Below are 23,993 nucleotides of genomic sequence, written 5' to 3'. Positions count from 1 at the left end.
CGAGTTGCAGGACCATTTTGAGAACGTTGCGCAAATCTCCCTGGGCGATCACGTGCCCGGAGCAGTCAGAGTGCACTTCGACACTGCGAGGAACGTGTTGATCTACGCATGGTTTGTATATCGCTTCCATGCGGTTGCTGAACAGCAGGCACTAACTTCGCTGGAGTTTGCGCTACAAGAGCGAATGGAGTCGGGCAGATATGCCACGCCGGCACCGCGCTCAGAAAAACTGAGAGGCTTGAGTGACAGATTGCGCGCGGCTCGCGAGCAAGGATTGCTGGACAACGCCCGCTTGCCGAGAGCAGCCGATTGGGCCCTTGAGAGAGCTCGCCATCGCTTTCAGTTCGAGCAAATTGAGCGCATGACGAGGTTGGGATTGAGTTCGATTGAGGTGGACGACTCGCACGTGCAGGCATCCCCCGAGGATTTGCAACACGACCGGATAGAGGCGTTCATTCTCTATCTGCCCAAAGTGCGGAACATGTACGCCCACGGTTCCGAGATGCTGCACCCGACGGTTTATAGGACGTTCGAAATCGTTCGCGATCTTATCGACCAACTGTTCTCGAAGTAGGTAACGCTCAACTGAATCGCTTCTGACAACTGAGCAGCACGGTACGTCCTAGGCTAGATTTGGACTCTCCGAGCATCCCGATCAGCTTGATCAACGCTTGATGACCTCGCGGCGCCATGATCAGCTTTGCCAAGGTGGACCGGACGCCAAACCTATTGAGCGTTCCATCGAGAAGCCTCCTCGATACGTCCGCCTTAAAAAATGCCGCACTCAGCGAGATGCCGAGCGAGCCTGCCTTTTCTGCTCCGTATTTGACCTGAATGGACTTGCCAACGGCCGTCAGTGTCTGCTCGAAGCGAAGTTGCTTTCTTTCATCCTCTTCTTCGATCGCCCGTTGATAGTTCGCGAGCCACTGTCGCAAGCCAACATACTTGTCCCGCATCTGTACAGCCACGGGGATCAGGTCGTGAATAGAGTTTGATTCTTCGATGATATGGACTGGGATCGGAGGAAGTACGACGCTCGCTGTCGTGCCACCGAATCGCTCGTTACGGTAGCGGAACATCTTGGCCCGCTCTGTCTCGATGAATTTTTCAAGCTGCTGAGCTGAGTTTGCCTGGTTGTAAAACATCCGTGTTTGAGCGATTAGCCGTCGTCGGGCTGGGTGCCCGAAGTAGGCCGTCGAGGTGAGACTGCTTCTGGCCAGGATGCCAGCGCCGCCCCAAACTAAAGCAGACAGGTGAGGCAGGGATGTTTTGCGCGTTAGCTCCCACTCCAGCTTGATCTTCTGCAAATCGGTGTGCAGGGATTCAGTCACGCAAAGCTCAGTGAGAATCTGCTCTCGAATATCGTCGAGGCTTTGCCCAAGCGATTTGTAGTTGTCGGGGTAGACGACTCCCAGATTCTCCAGCGGTGCCAGGAAACCGCCGTCACGTCGCCACGTTTCAACGAAATCACTGTCGACTTTCAAATGATCGAAGCAGACGATATTTGTGAGCAGAGTGATGAGGGCGTCTATCTGGATCGTGCCCAACGGAACTGGATCAAAGCGATGCGTCTTTCGGTCTTCCGAGATTGATATTTCTGAAGCCTCCTTGGCGTCGATCCCATCCTGTAGCAGTGTCTCGACATCCTGCAGAGTCCAGTTGTCAATCATTAGCGCATTGCTCATATCGTCTCCCCATTCGTTGAAGCCAACACTAGCAGAAAGAAAAGGCGACCGGCGCTGCGGTCAAGAATCAGACTCGCTTCCGAATCCTCATCGCTATAATTCACCCGCTGCTGCACCAACGGCAGCCGGGTCTGGCGATCCGCATGGTTTTCTCCAAGAGGGGCTGATGCTTCATGCAGTCAGCCTCGAGCACTCGCTCGCGCGTTTGTCTATGGCGGGCCGGGTGAGGAGACCTTCGGGTCTGCCGGTTTTCTTGGAGGCCGGTTCGCCAGCCTCGCCGTCGGGCCCGCCACCTCGTCTGGCGACGAATGATGGGCCTCTCACCAACTCCAAGAGGCTGTCATGACTGCAAGCCACAGCGGGCACCGCCCCGCGTCCTATCCATCCCCACCCAAGCATCGCCCCTGTCCCACCCGATCAAGGGGCGACCAATGACCCCCACCCAACGCCGCGCCTACCTATCCGGCGCCCTGGCCGCGCGAGACTACCTGCGCCACACACAGGCAGACCTGCGCATTCACCGCCAGCTCCGCCCCGACACCCTGCGCTTGGCACTGGCGCACACCAGCATCCACGCACCGGAATTTCGGGCGGGGTTTCTGGATGGCATCGGCGCTTTCGTGTCGCTGGTGTTGGAGGGCTGTCAGATCAACCCTGAAACGTGGGAAGTGCTCACCGCCGTAGAGCGGGCAGGCGAAAGCCTGTAACAACCAGATGGACGTATCCCCGATGTGACGGGCGGGGGTATCCGTATTTCACGCGCACACAGCGGCAATGCCATGCAACGCGTTGCGCGCGTCACCTGCCCGAGCATTGCCTTGGCAAGCATCTGCGATGCGGGGTGCCGCATGCCCACGGTGCCTCAGCGGCCATGGCCACCGGACTGGAGTTTTTCGGCCCTCTGCCGATAACCGTGCTGTCACCCGCGCGGCTGCGGGGGGCGTCGCTCGCCCTGCCGGATCGGGCGCCGTCTCCACATCCGCCATGATTTGCCCCAAAAAGAAGCAGACACGCGGCCTCCGTCTGGCTCAAGACCACGTCATGCCCCTTCGTTCATCCGCCCAAAGGCTGGCCACATTGGCGGGCCACCATCCATTCGTCGTCGGTGCACTGGGGACGCTGCTGACCTTGGTCGTCCTGTCCATCAGTGTTCTGACGCTTTGGGCAGACCGGGAAACGGCAATCGAGCATGCGCACGACATGTCGAAGAACGTGGCGGCTGTGCTGGCAAGCCATATCTCGCGGACGGTGGAATCGGCTGACCAGTCGCTACGCATGCTGATTGCCACACTGGATAAGCCCGGCATGCGCGCCCTGGATACGGAGGTGCGGCACGACCTGCTGTTCGGCCAGACGGCTTCCGCCCGCTATGTGACAGGCATGGGCGTGACCGATGACAAAGGCCAGCTTGCCGACGGTTGTTGCTCCGCCACGCACCGGTGGGATTTCAGTGACCGCGACTACTTCAAGGTCCATCGTGATTCCGCAAACGTTGGCCTGTATGTGTCGGCCGTCTATCGCGCACGGTCGCGGGCGGGCGTGGAGGCGATTGCGCTCAGTCGGCGGATCAACCGGCCGGACGGCACGTTCGGGGGCACGGCCCTGGTCGCGATCGATCTTGAATACTTCAAACAACTGCTGGATAAGCTGGATGTGGGGCCGCACGGCATCACGGCCATTGTCCGCATTGATGGCACGTTGGTCGCGAGAAACCCGCCCCCCAGCGCAACACGCGCGTTCACCGTCAGCAAGTCGCTGGTGTTCCCGCGCATGGTCAATCAGGAGTCGGGTTTTTATGTGGCGCCCTCGGCCAGCGACGGGGTGCTGCGCCTGTACACCTTTCAACGCGTGCCGGGCACGCCCTTCATTGCCGTGGTGGCCCCCGCAATGACAGATGCACTGGCTGCCTGGCGGCGGCTGTCGTGGGTGGTGGGGCTGTCGTCACTGTCCGTCAGTCTCGCGTTCTGTGGCGGCGTCTGGCTGCTTGCCTTTGCGCTGCGCGGGCGCGTGCAGGCCGAACACCACCTCAGAGAACTCACGCAAACCGATCCGCTCACTGGCCTGAAGAACCGTCGCGCACTCGATGTCACGCTAGAGAACGAGTGGGACCGCCTGCAACGCCGTGACAGTTGCCTGTCCATCCTCTTTGTCGATGCAGACAACTTCAAGCGATATAACGATGCGCACGGGCACGCCCAGGGAGACATCGCACTCCAGCATCTCGCCAACTGCATTGCCAAGCATGCACGACGGCGCAGCGACCTCGCGGCGCGCTATGGTGGAGAAGAGTTTGTGGTGGTGTTGCCGGATACGGACGAAGCCGGGGCGATGCAGATTGCTGAAGCCATACGTGCTGAAGTTGAGGGGTCTTCCGCCACGCAGATAAGCCCGGGCTTGGCGCCGTTCACCGTCAGTGTGGGTTGCGCCACGGCGCGGCAATCGAGCTTCGCGTCACTGGATGCATTGACGCGGGCCGCAGACGTTGCCCTGTACGAGGCAAAGCGCAGCGGTAGAAATTGCGTGACCTGCGCCGGTGTTGAACCACGTGCCCAGACCGATCACCCGGAGCCGCCCGCCCACGTGGGTTAGCTCGGTGGCGATGCGGAATCCGTTTCAAGCAAGGCGAACGGACACCGCCATCGAGCGGGCTGGCGAGAAGCCAATCCCCACAGCAAGACGGTTTCCTGAGACGGGCGGGGCGCCGGTATTGAATGGGGCATTGTCCGATGAGGATGCCGGAGAGTCGTGTTATTCAGACAAGTGTTTCTTGAGCGAATCCTCGCTGCCCACGGGGCCGAAGACTGGCTTGTTCGCCTTGCGGACTTTCCACTTGGTACTTGTCAGCCGGCGTTGCTTCAGTGACTTGATCGGAGTCTCCTGATAGAACGCCTTGAAAGTCTCGCGGACGTCGGACAATTTGTTGATCTGGTCCTCCAGCGCCTTTTGCTCCTCCTCGTCCGCCGCCGCGAAGTATTCCTTCCAAAGCCCATCTTCCACGTCTTCCATCAGGGCGATCTTCTTCTTGTAGTAGTCGTGCTCCGAACGGGTGACGCTGAAGTCAGCCTGGTGCTTGTCGCGGCCCCACTTGACTCGGGCGTCGATCAGCTTGCGCCGCTTGGTATGCCGGCGGTCCCGCTTCTCTGCCGTGCTCGTGCGCTCCTCGTCCAATGGCTGTTGCGCCGTATCGAGCCGATCGACCAGTGCTTTCTGCGACGACATTTTTGAATACGTGCCGAGCGCGACCCTGAACAGATCCATCTTCGGCTTGTTATCGAAGATGCTCTCGTCCTCGTCCACGATCATCTTTTCAGACTGCGGCTTGAATGACTCGTCGTCGGACATGTCGTCGTCGGACTCCACGGCATCGGTCTTGAACTTTGGGAAGCCGAGCGCGGTTTGCATGTACTCCGTAGCGTCGTCCGTTGTCTCAAGGTGCGAGCCGTCCATCTCGGTCAGCTGCTGGGCAAACGCATGGTTGAAATGCAGTCGTTGCCCGAAGAAATTTTCCGCATTGGGCGACGGCGCATCCGCCGCCTCGTAGGCCTTGTGCAGAATGTCGCGCGTGCTGAGGTAGACGGCCTTGTACGTGGCCCCGTCCAGCGGGCTCTTGGGCAGCGGGCGATTGACGTCGAGCAGCGCCGAGAACGCGTGCTCGGACGAAGAGCCCTCCACCGGCCGCGGTGGCAGCGTATGCATGAAGTTGTCTTCCGCATCCTGCACGAGAAGCGCCTTCGATTTCTCCAGCTCGAACGAGCGGAACGCGTTCTGCTTCCGGTCCCGCGCAGTGGGTCCCTTCTTGCCCCGGCCCTTGAGCTGCGGATGATTGAACGCCTGATACTGCAATGCGTGCTGCACCATCAACTGAACGTCGGGATTCATATCCGCGTCCACGCTGAGTTCCCTGACTTTGAATTTCTTCACGGCCGTTTCAGCGGCCTGCGTGACCTGCGCCGGCTCCATGCCCGCCGTGGCCTGCGTCAGGATCGTGTTGAGGTCCACATACGAGAAATCTCCGACCGGTTTGGCCTCCTCCTCGGCATCGGCGTCGCTCCCGTCATTGCTACTCTTGCGCTTCTTGTGGTTGACCTTGCCCTGCTCCAGATGCTGATACGTGAGCGAGCGCTCCTCAGGATACGAGGCCTCGGTATTTCGGCGCGTATGCAACCGCCGTCCCTTTTGCTCGAGCGTAAACTGCTCGCCCTCGATCATGGTCCGCAGCGCGTGTTCACTCAGCGTGCCGTGATCCTCGCCATCCGTGGCAAGCGCGACGAGCGCCGCGATCTTGCTTTTGGCCTTTGGCGCCTTGCCGAAAAGCTGACGTCCCAGTTTTTGCGCAGACTTCTCGTTGTCGATCGGGTCATCGTCGTAGATGAACTGCCCCTGCACCACGGGCGGGTGCACACCACTGCTCAGTGACTGCAATCTGTCCCGCTGCGCCACCATCCGCGGCGAGCTGTCGACCGTTGCCTGCAAACCACCGGGCACCGCCGGCGCGATGCGCCTACCGGTGCTGCGTTCGTCCGTTGGCGTACGAGAGAAATCCTGCTTCTTTAGGGATTCACGCATGGCGCATCCGAGCAAGTGATGTCGGCGTAGACACTAACAGCGCACCCACAGTGTGTCCATGCCCTGTCGCGGGAGGAGAAAGCCCGGCAGGCGCAGCAAGACGCGCCTCCGAGGTGGGCAGGGATGCCACCATCGGGTGCCTGCTACGTTCTGCTGTTCGCGCATGCCGCCATGCCGCATGGGCGCTGCTATGCCATCTCTTGCAGCCATTTCGGGTTAGACATTTTCTAATAACCCTTCCAGGTGGTTGCGGTCGGTATTTTCTTCTGCGTGTTCCACATAATCGACGTGGCAATTTCTGTCGGTAATGTGTTCAGTAAATTCCCTCTCCATCTGCCATGCGTATCTCTCAGCAGCAGTTGGAATTTTCTTTGCTTATGCTACCGGAGCCCTGAACCCGGGCCGTGGTAAATGCGGCAGCAAATCGCGCTGCATTTTCTTGATTGATACTGAAATCACCCGAAGTGATCCAACGCGTTCACTTAAATCTGGAGATAAAACATGTCGAACGTTCAGACTGCTGCCGTTTCGTGGGGGACTACGCCGTCGATCCGTGTTTACACGGCCAATGGAGGCAAGATCACCGAGCGTTGCTGGGATGGGAAGAACTGGTACACGGGCGCCTTCAATGAGCCCGGCGACAACGTGTCTGCCACGGCCTGGCTGGTCGGCAGCAACGTGCACATCCGCGTGTATGCCAGCACCGGCAGCAATACCACGGAATGGTGCTGGGACGGCAGCAGCTGGACCAAGGGCGCCTACACCACGCTCTGATCGGTACCCGGCAATGCGGGGTCCGTCGGGGTCCGCGCACGTATCGGCATAAGACAGGTTCGTTTGGCTTGATGCTGATTCTGTGTTGATTGCTGTTGTATTGAAAATGGCCTTCGCGCTGCATTGGCGAGGGCCTGTCGTGCGTTTGTTGTTCGACTTGCTATGATTGAATGAATCACGTTGTATTGCTGTTTGGGTGGGGTTGATTGATCCTGTATTAACAGGGTGGCGGAATATTTTTTCTGCCGGGTTTTGCCTGAATTCATGATTAACGTCACCATCGCGGTACTGCATATCTCCGGCCTCAAATTGTGAATTTTCAGGCTGGGTATTTCGGCGCGGATGCCGCTACGCGGGGGTGCCGGGCAGTGGGGGCGGTCTGCCATAATCGCCGCACTCCTGCTTCCCTTGCGCGCATTCCATGGTCGTCCGCCCACACTTGCACTGGTTCCGCATGCTGCTCGCGTGGCGCGGTTCCGTTCTGCCGCAGCTGCTGCCGCGGCTGTTCCTGATCTTCTGTATCTCGCTGGTGGCCATGGCGGTGCATGCGCATTGGCTGCCCATCTCCGTCAACCTCAGCACCACGCCGTTCTCGCTCGTCGGCATTGCGCTGGCGGTGTTCCTGGGCTTTCGCAACAACGCCAGTTACGACCGCTATTGGGAGGCGCGCAAGCTCTGGGGTCAGTTGCTCAATGATGCGCGCTCGCTCATGCGCCAGGCGCTCACGCTGCCGCGTGGCGATGGCCCGAACGGCGGTGTGGCTGATGCTGACGTGCGCGAGTTCATGCAGGTGCTGGGCGCGCTGCCGCATGCGCTGCGCCACCAGTTACGCCGCACGGATCCGCGTGAAGACCTGGCCGCCCGCTTGCCCGCGCCGCTGTTTGATCGCGTGATGGCCGCGCGGTATCGGCCCGCCACCCTCACGCTCTGGCTGGGGGAATGGGTGCAGCGCAGGATGCAGCGCAACGGCCAGGCCGGCGCGTTTGATGCCTATGCCGCGCTGGCGATGGACCGCAACCTGAACGAGCTGTCCAGCATCATCGGCGGGTGCGAGCGCATTGTCAGCACACCGCTGCCGTTTGCGTACTCGGTCATGATCCACCGCACGGTGTACTTCTTCTGCGCGGCGCTGCCGTTCGGGCTGGTGGAGAGCATCGGCAATTTCACGCCGGTGTTTGCGGTGTTTGTGGCGTACACCTTCATGGCGCACGAGGCCATCGCCTCGCAAATCGAAGAGCCCTTCGGCACCGAAGACAACGACCTTGCGCTCAACGCCCTGTCCGCCATGATTGAAGACGCCGTGCGCGACATGGCGGGCGAGCCCAGCCTGGCCGGCAGCAACGCGGAGCGGGATTTCATTCTCGATTGATGCGGGTTTGACGCTTGCGCAGGCGCCGCGATGGCAGCAATGGAAGCAATGGCGGACAGCATCATCCAAGGCGCGTCCATGGTCTTGATTGGCGGCTAGCGGTAGCGGTCCATTCGGCCATCAGCACGCTCCTCAACCAGCAATGGATGGAGGGTGCGCTCCAGGGCGCTGCCGCCTCCGATGCGTACTCGATGGACGTCGGCCTGCGCACCACCATGTCGGCCGAGTTCATCGTGATGACGTTCCAGCAGCAGATGACCACCACCTGACACAGGCCACGCATGACAACAGCCAATCTTGCCGGCGCCACCCACAACGCCGGCGCTGCGCCCATCAAGGTCTCCAACGCTGGCTTGGTGTTGCTCCAGGCGTATCTGCCACTCTATTTTGAAAGGTGTGGCTTGACGCGAGATGGGCAGTTTGCCGATGCGGCAGCCAATCATCGTGCGGTGCGCCTGGTGCATCTGCTGGCAAGCCGGCAGTGGGCGCAGGACGAAGTCACGCTGCCGCTGGCCAAGATCATGTGCGGTATCTCGGTGTTCACGCCGCTCATGACGATGGACGATGCGCCAACCGAAGGCGAACGCGATCTGTGTGACTCGCTGCTGGCGGCTGTCATGCAGCATTGGGACTCACAGCGCGGCAGCTCCATCGATGGCCTGCGCGGCAACTTCCTCATGCGCGACGGGCGCCTGACGCACCAGAGTGGGAGCTGGCAGCTGGATGTGGAAAAGCGCCCGTACGACGTGCTGCTTGGAACGTTTCCACTGTCTTTCGCTGTCATCAAGTTTGCGTGGATGCCGGAGCCGCTGCGTGTGCAGTGGCCATGGTGAGCCCGCGCTAGTGCGCTCCAAAAACGAAGCCCCTTGCAAACGCAAGGGGCTCCGGGCAGTTGCCTTCACTCCCTGAACCACTGGATCACGCTCAAGGCACCGCCACAATCGCCATCCCGCGCGGGATGTTGCCGGTGGCAGCCGAGCCGCCGGTGATTGCCGTCAGCATGCCTGTGGTGCCGTCCACGCTGTAGGCCGAGATGGTGTTGTCCACCCCGTTGACGACGTAGGCGAAGGTGCCCGCCGGGTTGAGCAGCACCGTGACCGGTACGTTGCCGGTGGCAACGGTCTGCACCAGCGTGATGGCGCCGTTGCTGCTGTTGATGGCGTACACGCCCACCGTGTTGTCCAGCAGGTTGGTCACGTACAGGAAGCCGCCCGACGGCGCGATCGAGATGTAGAACGGGTTGACACCCGATGCCACCGGGCTGCCTGACGCCGCCAGCGCGCCTGTGCCTGCGTTGATGCTGTACACGCCGATGGTGTTGTCTGCCGCGTTGGACACGTAGGCATACGTGCCAGCGGGGTTCACGGCAATGAACTCGGGCGTGTTGCCGGTGTTGACTGCGGTACCCGCCAGTGTGAAGGCGCCTGTGCTGCTGTTGATGGCAAACGCCATGGCCGTCCCGGTCGTGCCACCGCTGTTGGCGTTCACCACATACGCGTATGTGCCAGCGCTGTTGATGGTAACGGTGTACGGGTTGGCGCCGGCCGTGATGGCCGACAGCGCGGTGAGCGCGCCGGTGCCGGTGTTGACCGAGAACGCGCTGAGCGTGTTGTCCCCATAGTTGGCCGTGTACGCAAAGCTGCCGTTGGGCGTGCGCGCAATGCTGTACGGCTGTATGCCGGTGGCCGTGGGTGAGCCCACCACGGTCAGCAGCCCGGTGTCCGGATCGATGGAGAGTGTGGTGATGGTGTTGTCGTTGGCGTTGGCCACGTAGACGAACTTGCCCGCCGGGTCGATGGTGAGCGACAGCGGCCCGGAACCCACCGGTACGGATGAACCAATCGCCGTGGGCATGCCGGTGGTGGCATCCAGCGTGAAGGCAGAGACGGTGCCGTCGTTCGAGTTGACCGCATAGCCGAACAGCGGCCGCACGGAGCAGGTCACCGTGATGTTGGTGACGTTGGCGGTGCCCACGTTGCCGCTGCCGTTGGTGACGGAGCAGTTCTCACCCGACGGCCGCGTGCCTACCGTGGCGGCATAGGGCGCGCCCTGTGCCAGTGCAGTCGGGAACTGGAAGCTGCCGTCTGCGTTGACGGTCACCGCATCGCCGCCGTTGTCCAGCAGCGTGACGGATTTGCCGGTGCTCAGGCCGCTGACCGTGCCGCCCACCGAGTACGTCGGTGCAGGTGCCGGTGCCGGAGCAGGCGCGGGTGCGGGTGCGGGTGATGGTGCTGGCGTGGGGCTCGGCGTTGGCGCCGGTGTAGGTGCAGGTGTTGGCGCCGGCGTGGGTGCGGGCGTGACGTTGTTCGTCGGCGGAGTGGTGGTGCCGGAGCCGCTGTCATCGCCTCCGCCGCAAGCGGTAAGCCCGAGCGACAGCGCGGCGGCCATCACCAGGGCGGCGCCATGCGGGTGTCGGCGCAGTGCTGGAGGAACCGGTGCTGGCATCGGCTGCGTTGGTACGTTGCTGGCCCATTCGGCGTTGGCGTTCGATAGCTCGGCCATGACTCCCCCCGTTCTCGATGCGTATGTGGACCCGCGTTTTCCGGAAGGATAGAAACCTGAGGCCACATGCCGACATAGGCCAATTGATCGACAAAGCCCTCGGCCGCATGGAGGCAGACATGCGGTACACGCCGCGTGCCGATGTTTGGCCTGATACTGGGGGCCGTTCTTTCGTTGCCCTGTCAGTCATCACCATGCCCACCAACGCCATCACCCTTCGCCAACTTTTGCCGGCTGATGCTGCCGACGTAGCCGACTACCGCGCCATTCGCCTGGCCGCGCTCAAGGATTCGCCCGAGGCCTTCGGTTCAACGTACGAGGCGGAGGCGGGGTTCTCGCAGGCGGCTTTTGCAGAGCGGCTCGCCACGACAACGGTGCTGGGGGCCTATGACGGCGGGCGCATCGTGGGCATGGTCGGCTTCAAGCAGCAGACGACGGCCAAGCTGGCGCACAAGGGGTTTGTGTGGGGCTTCTACGTGTCGCCCGAGGTGCGTGGGCGCGGGGTGGGCACGGCGCTGGTGGATGGCATCGTGGCCGCAGCCACGGGCGTGGTCGAGCAGCTCACGCTGTCGGTAGTGCACGGCAATGCAGCAGCGCTGGCGTTGTATGAGCGTTGCGGTTTTGAAACCTATGGCATCGAGCCACGCGCGCTCAAGTCGGCCGGTGGTTACGCGGATGAAATACTGATGGTGCGCTTCCTGCGGGTGTAAGCGCCGTGCCTACGTGAACACGTCGGCACGGCCTGACATTCGTTCGCCAATTTACGCGGCTTCCGCTGCATAGGGTTTGGCGGGCACCGGGTTGCGCAGGCTTACGTTCAACAAGTTCCAGCTGGTGATGGTGACGATCACAAAGCTCAGCGCGGCGATCTCTTCATCGCTGAAGTGCTCGCGCAGCTTGGCGAATGCTTCATCGCTCGGGTCGGTGGCCGGAATCTGCGACACCAGCTCGGCCCAGCGCAGCGCGGCACGCTCGCGCTCGGTAAAGAACGGGGCTTCGCGCCAGCCGGCCACGGCGTTCAGGTGGCGCGCGTCTTCGCCCATCTTGATGAGGTCGCTCCAGTGCATGTCGATGCAGAACGCGCACCCGTTGATCTGCGACACGCGCAGCAGCACAAGGTCAACCAGCTTGGCGCCCAGCAAGTCGCGGCGTAGGCCGTTGGACAGGCTCAGCAGCGCGTTGAAGGACTTCGGTGCGAGTTGGTAGTAGGCAATGCGGGGTGCTTGCGACATAAGCGGCTCCTGGGGCTGGGTTGGATACCTGGAGCGTTCGCACGCTGCTGTTTTGCGTCGCTCCATACCCTTAAGACGCCTCGCCTGGCTGGGTTGTGACAGGCTCGGCCCACATTGCTCAAGCGTTTTGGGTCAGGCGGTGATGTGCGCCAGCTTGTCGGGGTTGCGCACCACGTAGATGGCGACGATGCGGCCGTTCTCGATGACGAACGACTGCGCTGATTCCAGCTTCTCGTCCACATAGCGCAGCAGGCCCGGCTCGCCGTTGACGCGGGCGTGCTGGTAGCGGACGTTGCCCATCGCGCGCACGAGCTCGCAGTAGATCTTGGTGATCTGCTCGGCGTTTTGGATGATGCGCGCGAACGAGGGCACCTTGCCGCCGCCGTCGCCCACCAGGTGGGCGTCATCTGCCAGCAGTGCGCGAATGGCGTCGCGCTGCCCGGTGCGCGATGCCTCGGCAAAGCGTTCCAGCAAGTCGCGGTGCGCGTCGTCGGACACATCAAAGCGCGGGCGATCCTGCTGCACGCGGTCAGACGCGCGATGCACCATCTGCCGGCAGGCGGCCTCGCTCTTGCCCAGCAGGGCGGCAATCTCCGCATAGTCCTGGTCGAACACCTGGCGCATCAGGAAGGCCGCGCGCTCTTCGGGCGACAGGCGCTCCAGCACCCACAGCAACGCCACCGACAGGTCGCCCGCCAGCTCCACGGCGGTTTCAGGCGTGGGGGCGTTGGATTCCGCCTCCACCAGCGGCTCTGGCAGCCACCAGCCCACGTAGGCTTCGCGCTCCACCTTGGCCGCGCGCAGGCGGTCGATCGACAGCCGGGTGACAACCGTGACGAGCCAGGCCTCGGCCGATTGCAGGGCAGATTGATCCGCCTGGTGCCAGCGCATCCACGCATCCTGCAGCACGTCTTCCGTATCGGCACGCGTGCCAAGCATGCGGTAGGCAATGGCAAACAGGCGGGGGCGGGCCGTGGTGAACGCGGTGTCTTCGCTGTCCGTGCCGATCTGGGTGCGCTTGGTGGTGGTCATGGTCTGGGCGGAGTCGTCTAGGGATCTATTCCCTAGACGGATGGGGGCGGCGTTTGTGACAGGCGATCGTCATACCGCGTTGGTGTTGCCCGGTCTTCTGGCTGCGCGAATCGTCACCGCCTTGTCCACCGGGTTGGACAGCACCAGCGAGGTCGTCACCGAACCATGCACGGCCAGGCTGTCGACCACGCGTTCCAGGTCCCCCGGCTCAGCAATCGCGCAGCGCACGATAAAGCAGTGCTGCCCGGTTACGCGGCTGGCTTCCAGCACCTCCGGCATCTCTTCAAACAGCTTGAGGTACTTGCGGATGTGCGCGTGGGTGGTCTCGATGTGGATGTAAGCCTGCAGCCCGATGCCGATGCTGCGCAGGTTGACGCGTGCGCCGTAGCCTTCGATCACGCCGGCGTCTTCCAGCTTGCGCACGCGCTCACTCATGGCCGGCTGCGACAGGCCGATGCGCTTGCCCAGTGCGGCCAGGCTCTGGCGGGCGTCGGTCTGCAGGGCTTCGAGGATCAGCCAGTCTTTCTTGTCCAGGGGCATGGCGGGTCTGGGTAGCGGGAGGATGTGACCGATGAATCATCGGCAAGGAACCCTGATTTTGGATGGAAACCGCTTAGACGCGCCAGCGCCGCTGCTTATCATGGGCGTCCAGCCACCCGCGCTATTTACGCTAACCCAGGAGACCCCATGAAGCTGATCGGCATGCTTGATTCCCCCTACGTGCGCCGTACCGCCATTTCGCTCAAGTTGCTCGGCTTGCCATTCGAGCATGCGTCAGTGTCGGTGTTTCGGCATTTCGATCGCTTTCACGAGATCAACCCGGTGGTGAAGGCGCCCACGCTGGTGTGCGATGACGGCACCGTGCTGATGGATTCCACGCTCATCATCGACTATGCGGAAAGCCTGGCGGGCCGCAGCCTGATGCCCGCCGCAGTGCCAGCGCGCGGGCAGGCGCTGCGCGTGGTTGGGCTGGCGCTGGCTGCATGCGAGAAGGCGGTGCAGATCGTCTATGAACACAACCTGCGCCCGGCTGAGAAGGTACATGCGCCGTGGGTAGACCGCGTGCACGGTCAGCTGCATGCCGCGCTCGATGCGCTGGAAGCGGAGTGGAAGGATGCGTCGCTGCCCGCCAATGCAAGCGCACTCACGCAAGCCGGGGTGACGACGGCCGTGGCCTGGGGCTTTATCCAGTTGATGGTGCCGGACCGCGTGCCTGCGGCAAGCTACCCGCGCGTGGCGGCGTTTTCGGCTGCGGCAGAGCAGCTCGAGGTGTTTCGCGCGTGGCCGATCGACGCGGAGTGATGCAAGGCCTGGCTGCGCGTGCTCAGGCCGCCGTTGGCTGGATGGCTGCCTGACGGTACAGCCCGCCCACCAGGTCTGACTCGGTGATGATGCCCGCCAGCCGGCCCTCGGCATCCACCACAGGAATGTGGTGGTGCCCGGCGCCGGCAAACAGCGGCACCAGTTCTGACATGAGCGCGGTGGCGGGGATGGTCTGCACGTGCGTCTTCATGTGGTCAGCCACGCGCGGCGGCGTCAGGGCGGCGGCGATGCTGAACCAGTGGCGCAGCGTTTGGCGCAGGTCGCGCGGCGTGAGGCCCAGCAAGTCGGCGCGGGTGACGATGCCGATCACGCGCTGGCCCGCATCCACCACCGGCAGGGCCTTGACGCTGTGCTGGCGCAGCAGCTGCAGCGCACGCGGGATCGACGTGCTGGGCGTGGCGGCAATCACCGGCTGCGACATGATGTCGGCACAGGTGAGCGCCTGGAAGGTGCGACGCAGTTTCTCTTCCTGGGCCTGCAACTGCATCTCGCGCAGCACGGCTTCGATGTCTTCGGGGTCGATGTCGAGCAACTCGCTCTGGCGGCGCAGCGCGGCGACGATGTCGGCACGGGTGAAGCCGCCGGCGGTGGGTGTGCGCTCAGCGGCGGGCAGGCGCTGCGCGTGCGGATACCGGTGGCCCGTGGCGGCGTGGTACACCAGCGCACCCACCAGCAGCAGCGCCGATTGGATCAGGATGGGTTCCAGCACGAACGTATAGCCGAGCGCGTGCACGGCCGGCCCGCCAATCACGGCGGTCAACGCCACCGCGCCCGAGGGCGGGTGCACGCAGCGCAGCGCAAACATGCCAGCAATGGCAATCGACACCGCCAGCGCAGAGGCCACCACCGGGTCTTTCACCAGCAGCGCACATGTGACACCCACCGTGGCTGCCACCAGGTTGCCGCCGATGATCGACCACGGCTGCGCCAGTGGGCTGGCCGGCACCGCAAACAGCAGCACGGCAGAGGCGCCCATGGGCGCCACCAGCAAGGGGATCAGCGTGGCGGCACCGGGCACGAGCTTCATCATCGTGCCGGTAAAGAAAATGCCGATCAGTGCCCCAACGGCCGAGCGCACACGCTCGCGCCAACGCACGGTGACGGGGGCAGGGACGAAGCTGTGGAGCCAGCGGGCGAATGTGGCGCTTGAAGGTGCGCGGGAAGCGGGCGGGGCAGACATGGTCGAGCGTGGTCAAACGGCGATTGCCCGGACCAGGCCTCACCAAGACAGACATGCGGGAAGAGTGCAGTCGCAAATTCTATCACGCTGTGACATAACGTGCGGGTGCACGCGGTGTCACTTCAGTGGCAACAGGATGTCGGTGATGACCTCGTGCTCGGGCACGTCGGGGTAGAAGCGCACGCGCTGGAACAGCAGCGGCGCATCACGCGGTTCTTCCCCGCTGGCGGGCAGCCATTCGGCATAGAGGGTGGCGACGCTCTGGCCAAGCGTGTCGTCCGAGCCCGTGTGGCGCAGTACGGCGTAGCGGCCACCGGCCAGCGTTTTGGCGATGACGCCGGCGGCGTTGGGTGCGATCGGTGCCAGCGTGGCGGCGCAGATGTCCATGCGGAAGTCGTCGGGTGCCACATCGTCGGGGCTGTTGTAGACGATGTTGTAGGTGGCCGAGACGGAAGGGTGCAGCCGGTGTTCGCGGCGCCAGGCGATAAACGTGCGGATGGTCTCGCCCAGGCGCGCCGGGTTGCCGTGGTGCTCGATGGCGGCGACAGGCACGTCTTCGCGTTCAACGATCTCGACGGTGTGGGTTTGTGGTTGTGCGGGCATGTGTTCGCTCCTGAGGGCGCGCAGCGCCTGTAGATCGGTGGCCCAGGTGCCCCATTGCGGCGCCGCCCGAAAATCCGACGGCGATTGCCCCGCCTGCTTGCGGAACGCGCGCGCAAAAGCCTCCGGCGCCTCGTATCCGCACGCCAGCGCGATGTCTGTGATGCGTGCCGCATCGCGATAGGCGAGCTGGTGCGCGGCACGTTTGAGGCGCAGCAACTGCACGTAGCGCCCGACGTTCATGCCGAACAGCAACGTGAACTGGCGGTGAAAGTGGTATTTCGAGAACGCCGCCACTTGGGCCAGTCCGTCCACGTCCAGCGCGTTCTCCAGATGCGCGTCGATGTGTGCGAGCACGGTGCGCATGCGGGCGAGGTAGCGGTCGGTGGTGGTGGCGGTGGCGGTCAATGGCAATGGCGTGGCTCCTGGGCGGCAATACGATAGCGGGGCGCGCGCACGTGTGCCTGATCAGGATTGCTATTCCAGTGCGCCAAGGGCGTATTGCCGACAGTGCTCCAGATACCCGCGCTCGTGGCTGCTCATCAGCTCGACGATGCTCGTCCACAGCCAGAACGGTGCGGCCAGTGTCTTGGAGCGCTGGCGCTTGAGTTCCTGTTGCCAGGCGCGCGCCGTGTCTGTGTCCATCTGCCGGGCGTGGGCCTTGCCCACGGTTTCCGCCAGGAAGTACGCCACCCGCATGGCTTCGCTCTGCTTTAGCGTGTCGATCTCCAGCTTGAGGTCTTGTGGCAGCAGTTCACGCACGAACACGCCGTGGTCGAGAAAGCGCGTTGCCACCATGCGTTCGCCCAGGAATGGGGCCAGGTGCCGTGCGCCTTCCACCACGCGCTGGCCGTTGTCGCGTGGCATGCGCACGCGCGGGTAGCGCGGTGCGGCCGCTTGCACGGCTTCCTTCACGTCGATCATGCAGTAGAGATCGCCGTCGCCATTGCCACCATGCAGGCCCAGCAGTGCTGCATAGCGCAGGCGGCCGAGCGAGCTGCAGCCCTTGACCCAATAGGCGCAGTCGAGCAACTCCACCTGTGCATCGTCATCGCGCGAACGCAGGTGCGTGACCAGATGCCGCATCGCCTCGTCTTCAAACAGGCGGGCCAGCGCTCGACGCTCATCGGCGCGCAGTGGCCAGAAGCGCTTGCCCAGGGGGATGGTTGGGCGGGTGTTTTCGATGCGCTCGCGCGCCAAGTGCTTCCACGAGCGTTTGACGGCTTGGCGCATCACCACGTGCACCGTGTCGGGTTTGTCGAGGCGTTTGCGCCGGCTGGCAGTGCTGGCGCCGAGGGCATGGATGTAGCCCTCCATGAGCGCCTGGATCATGCGTGCCGTGGTGACGCCAGGAAGGTCTGAGCCACGCGCCGCTGTAGCCAGTGAGAGCCCCAGCCGGATCAAGTCGTGTGCCGGGTTGCCAATGACGGTCTGATCCATGTCGCGGATCTGCACTTCGATGTCGCCCTCCGCATTGCCGATAGGGCCGAGGTTTCCGACATGGCAGTCGCCGCAAATCCAGATCGCGGGCCCTTCGGGCAGGGTGTGCACCGCCAGCGAGTCGAGCCATTCATAGAAGCGCACGGTGTTGCCGCGCACATAGGCATGGGCGGAGCGCGCCATCTTGCGGTTGCGGGTGTCGCGCAGAACATCTTGTCGGTCGCGTGGGCGGACGGCGCCACGGGGGAGCGTGGAGATCGGCATGGGGAGGCGGGTTGTAAGCGGTGTGCATGGTGGAGCACGCCACGTGCCTGATGTGCATCGTTGTCCATCCTAGGAAACGGATGGCCATAAAAAAACCGCCCCGAAGGGCGGTTCTCGTTGCGCCGATGCGCAGGCTCAGGCAAACGCCTTGGCCGGCTCACCCGCCAGGCCTGCCGCTTCGCGCAGCAGCAGGGCCTTGTCGGTGGCTTCCCAGCTGAACTCCGGCTCTTCGCGGCCAAAGTGGCCGTAGGCGGCGGTCTTTTCGTAGACCGGGCGCAGCAGGTCGAGCATCTGCACGATGCCCTTCGGGCGCAGGTCGAAGTGCTCGTGCACGAGCTTGGCGATCTGCTCGTCGGGGATGACGCCCGTGCCTTCCGTGTACACCGTGATGTTGATCGGGCGCGCCACGCCAATCGCATAGCTCACCTGCACCTGGCACTGGCGCGCCAGACCGGCGGCCACCACGTTCTTGGCCACGTAGCGTGCGGCGTACGCAGCCGAGCGGTCGACCTTCGATGGGTCCTTGCCCGAGAATGCGCCGCCGCCGTGCGGGGCTGCGCCGCCGTACGTATCGACGATGATCTTGCGGCCGGTCAGGCCGCAGTCCCCTTGCGGGCCGCCGATGACGAAGCGGCCGGTCGGGTTCACCAGGTACTTGGTGTCAGCCAGCATGTGCGAGGGCAGCACCGGCTTGATGATCTCTTCGATCACGGCCTCGCGGATGGCCTCTTGCGACATTTCCGGCGCGTGCTGCGTAGACAGCACCACGGTGTCCACGCTGTGCGGCTTGCCGTCCACATAACGCACCGTCACCTGCGACTTGGCGTCCGGGCGCAGCCAGGGCAGACGGCCATCGCGGCGCAGTTGCGACTGGCGCTCCACCAGACGGTGGGCGTAGTAGATCGGGAAGGGCATCAGCTCGGGCGTTTCATCGCACGCGTAGCCGAACATCAGGCCCTGGTCGCCGGCGCCTTGGTTGAGGTAGTCGTCCGATGCGCGGTCGACGCCCTGGGCGATGTCGGGCGATTGCTTGTCGTACGCGACGAGCACGGCACATCCCTTGTAGTCGATGCCGTAGTCGGTGTTGTCGTAGCCGATGCGCTTGATGGTTTCGCGCGCAACGTGGATGTAATCCACATTGGCCGACGTGGTGATTTCACCTGCCAGCACCACGAGACCCGTGTTGCACAGCGTTTCTGCAGCGACGCGCGCATATTTGTCCTGGGCCAGGATGGCATCCAGGATGGCGTCGGAAATCTGGTCGGCGACCTTGTCGGGATGGCCCTCGGAGACCGACTCCGAGGTGAAGAGGAAGTCGTTTGACACGGCTGTTAGCTCCAGATTGGCTATCACGTTGCCAATCCGTTGAGCCACGGCCGGCGACGCTTTAGCGGTATTTAGCAACGTTGCCCAGGTTTGTGGCCGGACAAGGATTCGCCCCGCAAGTTGTCAGTTAACTCGGCGAATCGCGTTATTATACGCGGCACTTTTCGGGTCTGCAGTACCGCAAATACAAGGCACATCAAGACCCTGCTCCCTTGTCGACAGCGACCAACACGCACTGCCGCGTACGCACGCATGACCTTTGTTTTCTGGCTGTTTTCACGCTGGCCTCTTTCATGGCTGCAGGCGCTGGGCGGCTGGTTGGGGGCGTTGGCAGCGAAGGTGCCCGGCCGTTATCACGACCGGCTCATCGCCAACTTCCGCCACGCCTACCCTGACGCCACGCCCGCCATGCTCAAAGAGGCTGGCCGATCCGCTGGCCGCATGGTGTTCGAAATGCCGTACTTCTGGATGCGCAAGAACGGGACGGACATCTCGCCGGGATTACTCGATGATTGTTGGCCGACCGTCGACAGCCTGCTTGAAAACGGCACCGGCGTCATTTTCTTGACCCCGCATCTGGGCTGCTTCGAGATTCTGCCGCAGGCCTTTGCACGCCGTCACCCGATCACGGCGATGTTCAAGCCGCCGCACAAGGAAAGCCTGCGCACCTGGATCGAGGCCATGCGCACGCGGCCAAACATGCACATGGCGCCGGCTGACCCGCGCGGCGTGCGCATGGTGGTGCGTGCACTCAAGCGCGGCGAGGCCGTCGGCATCCTGCCCGACCAGACACCCACTGCGGGTGAGGGCGTCTGGGCACCGTTCTTCGGCAAGCCGGCCTATACGATGACGCTGGTGCATCGCCTGCACCGGCTGACGGGCGCTCCCGTGGTGATTTTGGCAAGTGAGCGCCTGCCCCGCGGGGCGGGCTATCGTGCACATATGCGAGTGATTGGCGCGTTGCCTGACGGTGCAACGGAAGCCTGCACGCGCATCAATGCCGAAATCGAACAGTTGATTGCCCTGGCACCGACGCAATATCTCTGGGGCTATAACCGCTACAAGCATCCGCAGGGCGCGGACGCTCCGCCCACTGCCTGACGAGACTGCCGCACTTTATGGAACGTTTCACTGCCAATCTCGGACTCGGCTTTTTGTGGCTGCTGTCCTTCCTGCCTTACAGCTTCGTCGCCCGCTTTGGTGAGGGGTTGGGCGGGCTGCTGTATCGCATCCCCAATGGCCGCCGCCGTGTGGTGTTGGCCAACCTGAAGGCGTGCTTTCCAGAGAAGTCCGACGCCGAGCGCGAGGCGATGGCGCACGAGGTCTTCCGCAAAGTCTTCCGCAGCTTTGCGGAGCGTTCGTTCGCGTGGTTCGCATCAGAGAAGCGCCTGATGCGCGTGGTGAAGATCGACGATCAGGCCAACCTGCCGGCGCTGCATGGTCAGCCGCATATTCTCGTCACGCTGCACCTGTCGGGTGTGGAGATCGGCGCGCTGGCGCTGACGGAGTATCTGCGTACGAACACCGGCAATGCCGGCTGCTCGCTCTACACGCGGATGGCCAACCCCGCGCTGGATGACGCCGTAAAGGCGCTGCGCAGCCGCTTTGGCGCGACCATGGTGTCGCGCAACGAGAACATTCGCCAGATCATGCGCACCATCAAGCGCGGTGAGGCGCTGCAGCTCATCTCCGACATGGATTTCGGCGAGCGCGACTCGGAGTTCGTGCCATTCTTTGGTGTGCCGGCGCTCACGCTCAATGCCATCCCGCGCATGGCGTCGATGACCGGGGCCAAGGTCATCCCGATGTATACCGAGATCCTGCCGAACTACGCGGGCTATGCGCTGCGCATCCTGCCCGCGTGGGAAAACTACCCGACCGGCGACCTGACTGCCGACACGCGTCGCATGAACGCCTTCTTTGAAGACGCCATCCGCCCGCGCATCACCGAGTACTACTGGGTGCACAAGCGCTTCAAGCATCGCCCCGAGGGCATGCCCGGCATCTATTGAGCGGGCCGCTGCCTTCGGCAACTCGCTTTAGAATGGGCGTTTTCTGAACGCTCATTGCCGTCCATGCCACCTTGGGCGGCCTACCATTGTGAAACTGCACTTCACCAAGATGCACGGTGCGGGCAACGACTTTGTCGTGCTCGACGGCATCCAGACCCCGATCGACTTCACGCCCGAGCAATGGGCTGCCATTGCCGACCGTCACTTTGGCGTGGGGGCAGACCAGCTCCTGCTGGTCGAGCGCTCGACGCGCCCGGATGTCGATTTCCGCTATCGCATCTTCAACCACGACGGCGGCGAGGTGGAGCACTGCGGCAACGGCGCGCGCTGCTTTGTGAAGTTCGTCACCGACCGTGGTTTGACCGATAAGCGCACTGTGCGCGTGGAAGTCATGAACGGCGTTGCCACGCTGACGATGCAGGACGACGGCCAGGTCACGGTCGACATGGGCGCGCCCGTGTTCGAGGCTGCACGCCTGCCGTTCCTGCCCGAGGGTTTGCCCACGCGCGTTGAAGGCCGCGACACGCTGCACGCACTGCAGATCAACGGCCGCACTGAGTGGCTGTCTACCGTATCGATGGGCAACCCGCACGCGGTGCAGGTGGTGGACGATACCGAGGCTTTCCCGGTGCTGGAAGACGGCCCGCTGATCGAATCGCATGCCGTGTTTCCGCGCCGCGTGAATGCGGGCTTCATGCAGATCGTCGATCGCCACTCTGTGCGCCTGCGCGTGTATGAGCGCGGTGCGGGCGAGACGCTCGCCTGCGGTACAGGTGCCTGCGCAGCCGTGGTGGCTGGCATCCGCCGTGGCCTGATTGATTCGCCCGTCAAGGTGGCCACGCATGGTGGTGACCTGACCATCGCCTGGGCGGGCGAGGGCGAACCGGTGATGATGACCGGCCCTGCCACGACCGTCTTCGAAGGCACGCTGGATTTGGATGCCCTGAAGCTGACTGCAGCACACTGACAAGCCCGAACGGCCGACTGCGGGCGCACGACTGCAGCCGTCATAACAACAAGGAGATTCCATGGCATCGAACGGCAAGACCCTGATCGACGAGTGGCGTTACGACGGCAGCAACAAATTCAAGATCGCCAAGGTGGATGCGGGCGCCAAGCCGTTTTCAACCGGCAACAAGGCCAGTGACCAGGAGCGCCTGGCCGAGATCGGTGCGCGGCTCGATACGCTGCAGGACGTCCTCTATGCCGAGCACCGCCGCAAGGTGCTGGTGATCCTGCAGGGTATGGACACCTCCGGCAAGGATGGCACCGTGCGCAGCGTGTTTCGTGCGATGGATCCGCTGGGCTTGCGCGTGGTCGGTTTCAAGGCGCCGACGCCGCTGGAGCTGGCACACGACTACCTCTGGCGCGTGCATGCTCAGGCGCCTGCGCGCGGCGAGATCGTCATCTTCAACCGTAGCCACTACGAAGACGTGCTCATCACGCGTGTGCATGGCGACATCGACACCGATGAGTGCAAGCGCCGCTACGCGCAGATCAACGCGTTCGAGCAGATGCTGGCTGAGACGGGCACGACCATCGTCAAATGCTTTCTGCACATCTCCAAGGACGAACAGCGCAAGCGGTTGCAGGAGCGCATCGATATTCCGCAAAAACACTGGAAGTTCGACCCGTCTGACATTACGGAGCGCAAGCTCTGGGATGACTACATGCAAGCCTATGAGACCGCCATCAATGCCACGGCAACACGAGATGCGCCTTGGTATGCGGTGCCGGCAGATTCCAAGACGCATCGGAATTTGATGGTGGCGGAGATTCTGCTGCAGGTACTGGAGGGGATGAAGCCCGCCTATCCGGAGGCGAATCCGGCGCTGGAAGGGTTGAAGATCGAGTGATCTTTTTTTGGGGATAGGCCAAAACGAACAAAACCCCGGCGAATAGCATCCACCGGGGTCTTACAAGCCTCAAACAGCAAATCAGATCGCGCTGACGCCGTACTTGTCGCGGTAGGCTGCAGCCTTGGCCCGATAGCCAGCCAGCGCAGGATCGCCAGCGTTATCCAGATAGCCCAGCAGGTCATCCAGATTGGCAATCGAAACCACTGGCATGCCGTATTGCGCCTGCACATCCTGCACCGCAGAGCGCTCGCCGATATCCACAGCGTTACCGCTGCGCTCCATCCGATCCATCAGGATCAGCACTGCAGCCGGCGTGGCACCTGCCGCGCGAATCAGCTCCACTGATTCGCGCACCGACGTGCCCGCAGAAATCACGTCATCAACGATGATCACACGCCCGCCCAGCTTGGCACCGACTAGGCTGCCGCCCTCACCGTGGTCCTTGGCTTCCTTGCGGTTGTACGCAAAGCCCACGTTGCGGCCCATGCCGGCCAGTGCTACAGCCGTGGCCGATGCCAGCGTGATGCCCTTGTAGGCCGGCCCGAACAGCATGTCGAACTCCACGCCCGAGTCCAGCAGGGTTTTCGCATAGAATTGCGCGACTTGGCCCAGCAACGCGCCGTCTGCGAACTTGCCGGCGTTGAAGAAATAGGGCGATGTCCGCCCCGCCTTGGTCACGAATTCCCCGAACGACAGCACGCCGGCTTCCACCGCAAAGCGGATGAAGGATTGGCGCAACTCGCTGTTTTGGCTCATCTTTTTTCTCTGGTCTGCAAAAAAGTCCCGCCATGTTACGCATCATTTCCGCCAACCTCAACGGCGTTCGCTC

At 63.0% G+C, this 23,993-nt stretch carries 24 protein-coding genes; 13 read left to right on the top strand and 11 right to left on the bottom strand.

Annotated features, from left to right (window positions below):
• The first annotated feature begins 94 nt into the window (after positions 1 to 94).
• Positions 95 to 574, top strand: coding sequence for a hypothetical protein (locus JHD73_RS14435; RefSeq protein WP_199030963.1), 480 nt, complete (start codon positions 95 to 97; stop codon positions 572 to 574).
• 7 nt (positions 575 to 581) lie between these two features.
• Here JHD73_RS14435 and JHD73_RS14430 read toward each other — a convergent pair whose 3' ends face one another.
• Entirely contained in the window at positions 582 to 1,685 is a 1,104-nt protein-coding gene (locus JHD73_RS14430) for a hypothetical protein (protein WP_199030962.1), read from the bottom strand.
• Positions 1,686 to 2,116: 431 nt separating this feature from the next.
• Between JHD73_RS14430 and JHD73_RS14425 the strand changes: the two genes are divergently transcribed.
• Both JHD73_RS14425 and JHD73_RS14420 read left to right on the top strand, forming a co-directional pair.
• Positions 2,117 to 2,392 (top strand): hypothetical protein, encoded by a 276-nt coding sequence (locus JHD73_RS14425; protein WP_199030961.1) that lies wholly within the window; start codon positions 2,117 to 2,119, stop codon positions 2,390 to 2,392.
• A 334-nt stretch (positions 2,393 to 2,726) separates the two neighbouring features.
• On the top strand, positions 2,727 to 4,274 hold the full coding sequence (locus tag JHD73_RS14420) for a diguanylate cyclase (protein ID WP_199030960.1): 1,548 nt from the start codon (positions 2,727 to 2,729) through the stop codon (positions 4,272 to 4,274).
• A 159-nt stretch (positions 4,275 to 4,433) separates the two neighbouring features.
• On the opposite strand, the gene JHD73_RS14415 is transcribed toward JHD73_RS14420, so the two are convergent.
• The gene (locus JHD73_RS14415) at positions 4,434 to 6,251 is read right to left on the bottom strand and encodes a hypothetical protein (protein WP_199030959.1); all 1,818 of its coding nucleotides are present in this window, start codon (positions 6,249 to 6,251) and stop codon (positions 4,434 to 4,436) included.
• A 501-nt stretch (positions 6,252 to 6,752) separates the two neighbouring features.
• On the opposite strand from JHD73_RS14415, the gene JHD73_RS14410 reads away from it, so the two are divergent.
• The 4 genes from JHD73_RS14410 to JHD73_RS14400 all read left to right on the top strand — a co-directional run bounded on the left by JHD73_RS14410 (position 6,753) and on the right by JHD73_RS14400 (position 9,227).
• On the top strand, positions 6,753 to 7,025 hold the full coding sequence (locus JHD73_RS14410) for a fucose-binding lectin protein (protein WP_199030958.1): 273 nt from the start codon (positions 6,753 to 6,755) through the stop codon (positions 7,023 to 7,025).
• A 421-nt stretch (positions 7,026 to 7,446) separates the two neighbouring features.
• Entirely contained in the window at positions 7,447 to 8,394 is a 948-nt protein-coding gene (locus JHD73_RS14405) for a bestrophin family protein (RefSeq protein ID WP_199030957.1), read from the top strand.
• Positions 8,395 to 8,540: 146 nt separating this feature from the next.
• Positions 8,541 to 8,663 (top strand): hypothetical protein, encoded by a 123-nt coding sequence (locus JHD73_RS29525; protein WP_269848280.1) that lies wholly within the window; start codon positions 8,541 to 8,543, stop codon positions 8,661 to 8,663.
• Positions 8,664 to 8,675: 12 nt separating this feature from the next.
• On the top strand, positions 8,676 to 9,227 hold the full coding sequence (locus tag JHD73_RS14400; protein WP_199030956.1) for a contractile injection system tape measure protein: 552 nt from the start codon (positions 8,676 to 8,678) through the stop codon (positions 9,225 to 9,227).
• Between the two features lie 91 nt (positions 9,228 to 9,318).
• On the opposite strand, the gene JHD73_RS14395 is transcribed toward JHD73_RS14400, so the two are convergent.
• Positions 9,319 to 10,896 carry a beta-propeller fold lactonase family protein gene (locus JHD73_RS14395; protein ID WP_199030955.1) on the bottom strand — a complete coding sequence of 526 codons (1,578 nt, stop codon included), beginning with the start codon at positions 10,894 to 10,896 and terminating at the stop codon, positions 9,319 to 9,321.
• 194 nt (positions 10,897 to 11,090) lie between these two features.
• On the opposite strand from JHD73_RS14395, the gene JHD73_RS14390 reads away from it, so the two are divergent.
• The gene (locus JHD73_RS14390) at positions 11,091 to 11,606 is read left to right on the top strand and encodes a GNAT family N-acetyltransferase (protein WP_199030968.1); all 516 of its coding nucleotides are present in this window, start codon (positions 11,091 to 11,093) and stop codon (positions 11,604 to 11,606) included.
• Positions 11,607 to 11,657: 51 nt separating this feature from the next.
• Here JHD73_RS14390 and JHD73_RS14385 read toward each other — a convergent pair whose 3' ends face one another.
• The 3 genes from JHD73_RS14385 to JHD73_RS14375 all read right to left on the bottom strand — a co-directional run bounded on the left by JHD73_RS14385 (position 11,658) and on the right by JHD73_RS14375 (position 13,700).
• On the bottom strand, positions 11,658 to 12,128 hold the full coding sequence (locus JHD73_RS14385; RefSeq protein WP_199030954.1) for a carboxymuconolactone decarboxylase family protein: 471 nt from the start codon (positions 12,126 to 12,128) through the stop codon (positions 11,658 to 11,660).
• A gap of 132 nt (positions 12,129 to 12,260) precedes the next feature.
• Positions 12,261 to 13,160, bottom strand: a complete 900-nt coding sequence (locus JHD73_RS14380; RefSeq protein ID WP_233176978.1) for an RNA polymerase sigma-70 factor — start codon at positions 13,158 to 13,160, stop codon at positions 12,261 to 12,263.
• Positions 13,161 to 13,229: 69 nt separating this feature from the next.
• Entirely contained in the window at positions 13,230 to 13,700 is a 471-nt protein-coding gene (locus JHD73_RS14375) for an Lrp/AsnC family transcriptional regulator (RefSeq protein ID WP_199030953.1), read from the bottom strand.
• Positions 13,701 to 13,847: 147 nt separating this feature from the next.
• On the opposite strand from JHD73_RS14375, the gene JHD73_RS14370 reads away from it, so the two are divergent.
• The gene (locus tag JHD73_RS14370) at positions 13,848 to 14,462 is read left to right on the top strand and encodes a glutathione S-transferase (RefSeq protein WP_199030952.1); all 615 of its coding nucleotides are present in this window, start codon (positions 13,848 to 13,850) and stop codon (positions 14,460 to 14,462) included.
• Positions 14,463 to 14,484: 22 nt separating this feature from the next.
• Here the strand turns inward: JHD73_RS14370 and JHD73_RS14365 are convergent, their stop codons facing one another.
• The 4 genes from JHD73_RS14365 to metK form a co-directional block, all read right to left on the bottom strand.
• On the bottom strand, positions 14,485 to 15,663 hold the full coding sequence (locus JHD73_RS14365; RefSeq protein WP_199030951.1) for an HPP family protein: 1,179 nt from the start codon (positions 15,661 to 15,663) through the stop codon (positions 14,485 to 14,487).
• A 117-nt stretch (positions 15,664 to 15,780) separates the two neighbouring features.
• Positions 15,781 to 16,629: a GyrI-like domain-containing protein gene (locus JHD73_RS14360; RefSeq protein ID WP_199030966.1), complete on the bottom strand. Its 849-nt coding sequence runs from the start codon at positions 16,627 to 16,629 to the stop codon at positions 15,781 to 15,783.
• A gap of 111 nt (positions 16,630 to 16,740) precedes the next feature.
• Positions 16,741 to 17,967, bottom strand: a complete 1,227-nt coding sequence (locus tag JHD73_RS14355) for a DUF2252 domain-containing protein (RefSeq protein ID WP_199030950.1) — start codon at positions 17,965 to 17,967, stop codon at positions 16,741 to 16,743.
• Positions 17,968 to 18,102: 135 nt separating this feature from the next.
• Positions 18,103 to 19,293 (bottom strand): methionine adenosyltransferase, encoded by a 1,191-nt coding sequence (metK, locus tag JHD73_RS14350; RefSeq protein ID WP_199030949.1) that lies wholly within the window; start codon positions 19,291 to 19,293, stop codon positions 18,103 to 18,105.
• Between the two features lie 252 nt (positions 19,294 to 19,545).
• Between metK and JHD73_RS14345 the strand changes: the two genes are divergently transcribed.
• The 4 genes from JHD73_RS14345 (at position 19,546) to JHD73_RS14330 (ending at position 23,161) form a co-directional block, all read left to right on the top strand.
• Positions 19,546 to 20,394, top strand: coding sequence for a lysophospholipid acyltransferase family protein (locus JHD73_RS14345; protein ID WP_199030948.1), 849 nt, complete (start codon positions 19,546 to 19,548; stop codon positions 20,392 to 20,394).
• A 17-nt stretch (positions 20,395 to 20,411) separates the two neighbouring features.
• Positions 20,412 to 21,305 carry a lipid A biosynthesis lauroyl acyltransferase gene (locus JHD73_RS14340; RefSeq protein WP_199030947.1) on the top strand — a complete coding sequence of 298 codons (894 nt, stop codon included), beginning with the start codon at positions 20,412 to 20,414 and terminating at the stop codon, positions 21,303 to 21,305.
• A gap of 88 nt (positions 21,306 to 21,393) precedes the next feature.
• Positions 21,394 to 22,272, top strand: a complete 879-nt coding sequence (dapF, locus tag JHD73_RS14335) for a diaminopimelate epimerase (RefSeq protein WP_199030946.1) — start codon at positions 21,394 to 21,396, stop codon at positions 22,270 to 22,272.
• Positions 22,273 to 22,333: 61 nt separating this feature from the next.
• Positions 22,334 to 23,161 (top strand): polyphosphate kinase 2 family protein, encoded by an 828-nt coding sequence (locus tag JHD73_RS14330; RefSeq protein ID WP_199030945.1) that lies wholly within the window; start codon positions 22,334 to 22,336, stop codon positions 23,159 to 23,161.
• Positions 23,162 to 23,242: 81 nt separating this feature from the next.
• Here the strand turns inward: JHD73_RS14330 and pyrE are convergent, their stop codons facing one another.
• Positions 23,243 to 23,920: an orotate phosphoribosyltransferase gene (gene pyrE / locus JHD73_RS14325; protein WP_199030944.1), complete on the bottom strand. Its 678-nt coding sequence runs from the start codon at positions 23,918 to 23,920 to the stop codon at positions 23,243 to 23,245.
• Positions 23,921 to 23,993: the final 73 nt, after the last annotated feature.

This window comes from Ralstonia sp. ASV6 (genome assembly GCF_016429285.1).
GTDB classification, from domain to species: Bacteria; Pseudomonadota; Gammaproteobacteria; order Burkholderiales; family Burkholderiaceae; genus Ralstonia; species Ralstonia flaminis.
The sequence above is the reverse complement of the archived record's forward strand: the minus strand, read 5'-3'. Positions and strand labels throughout refer to the sequence as shown.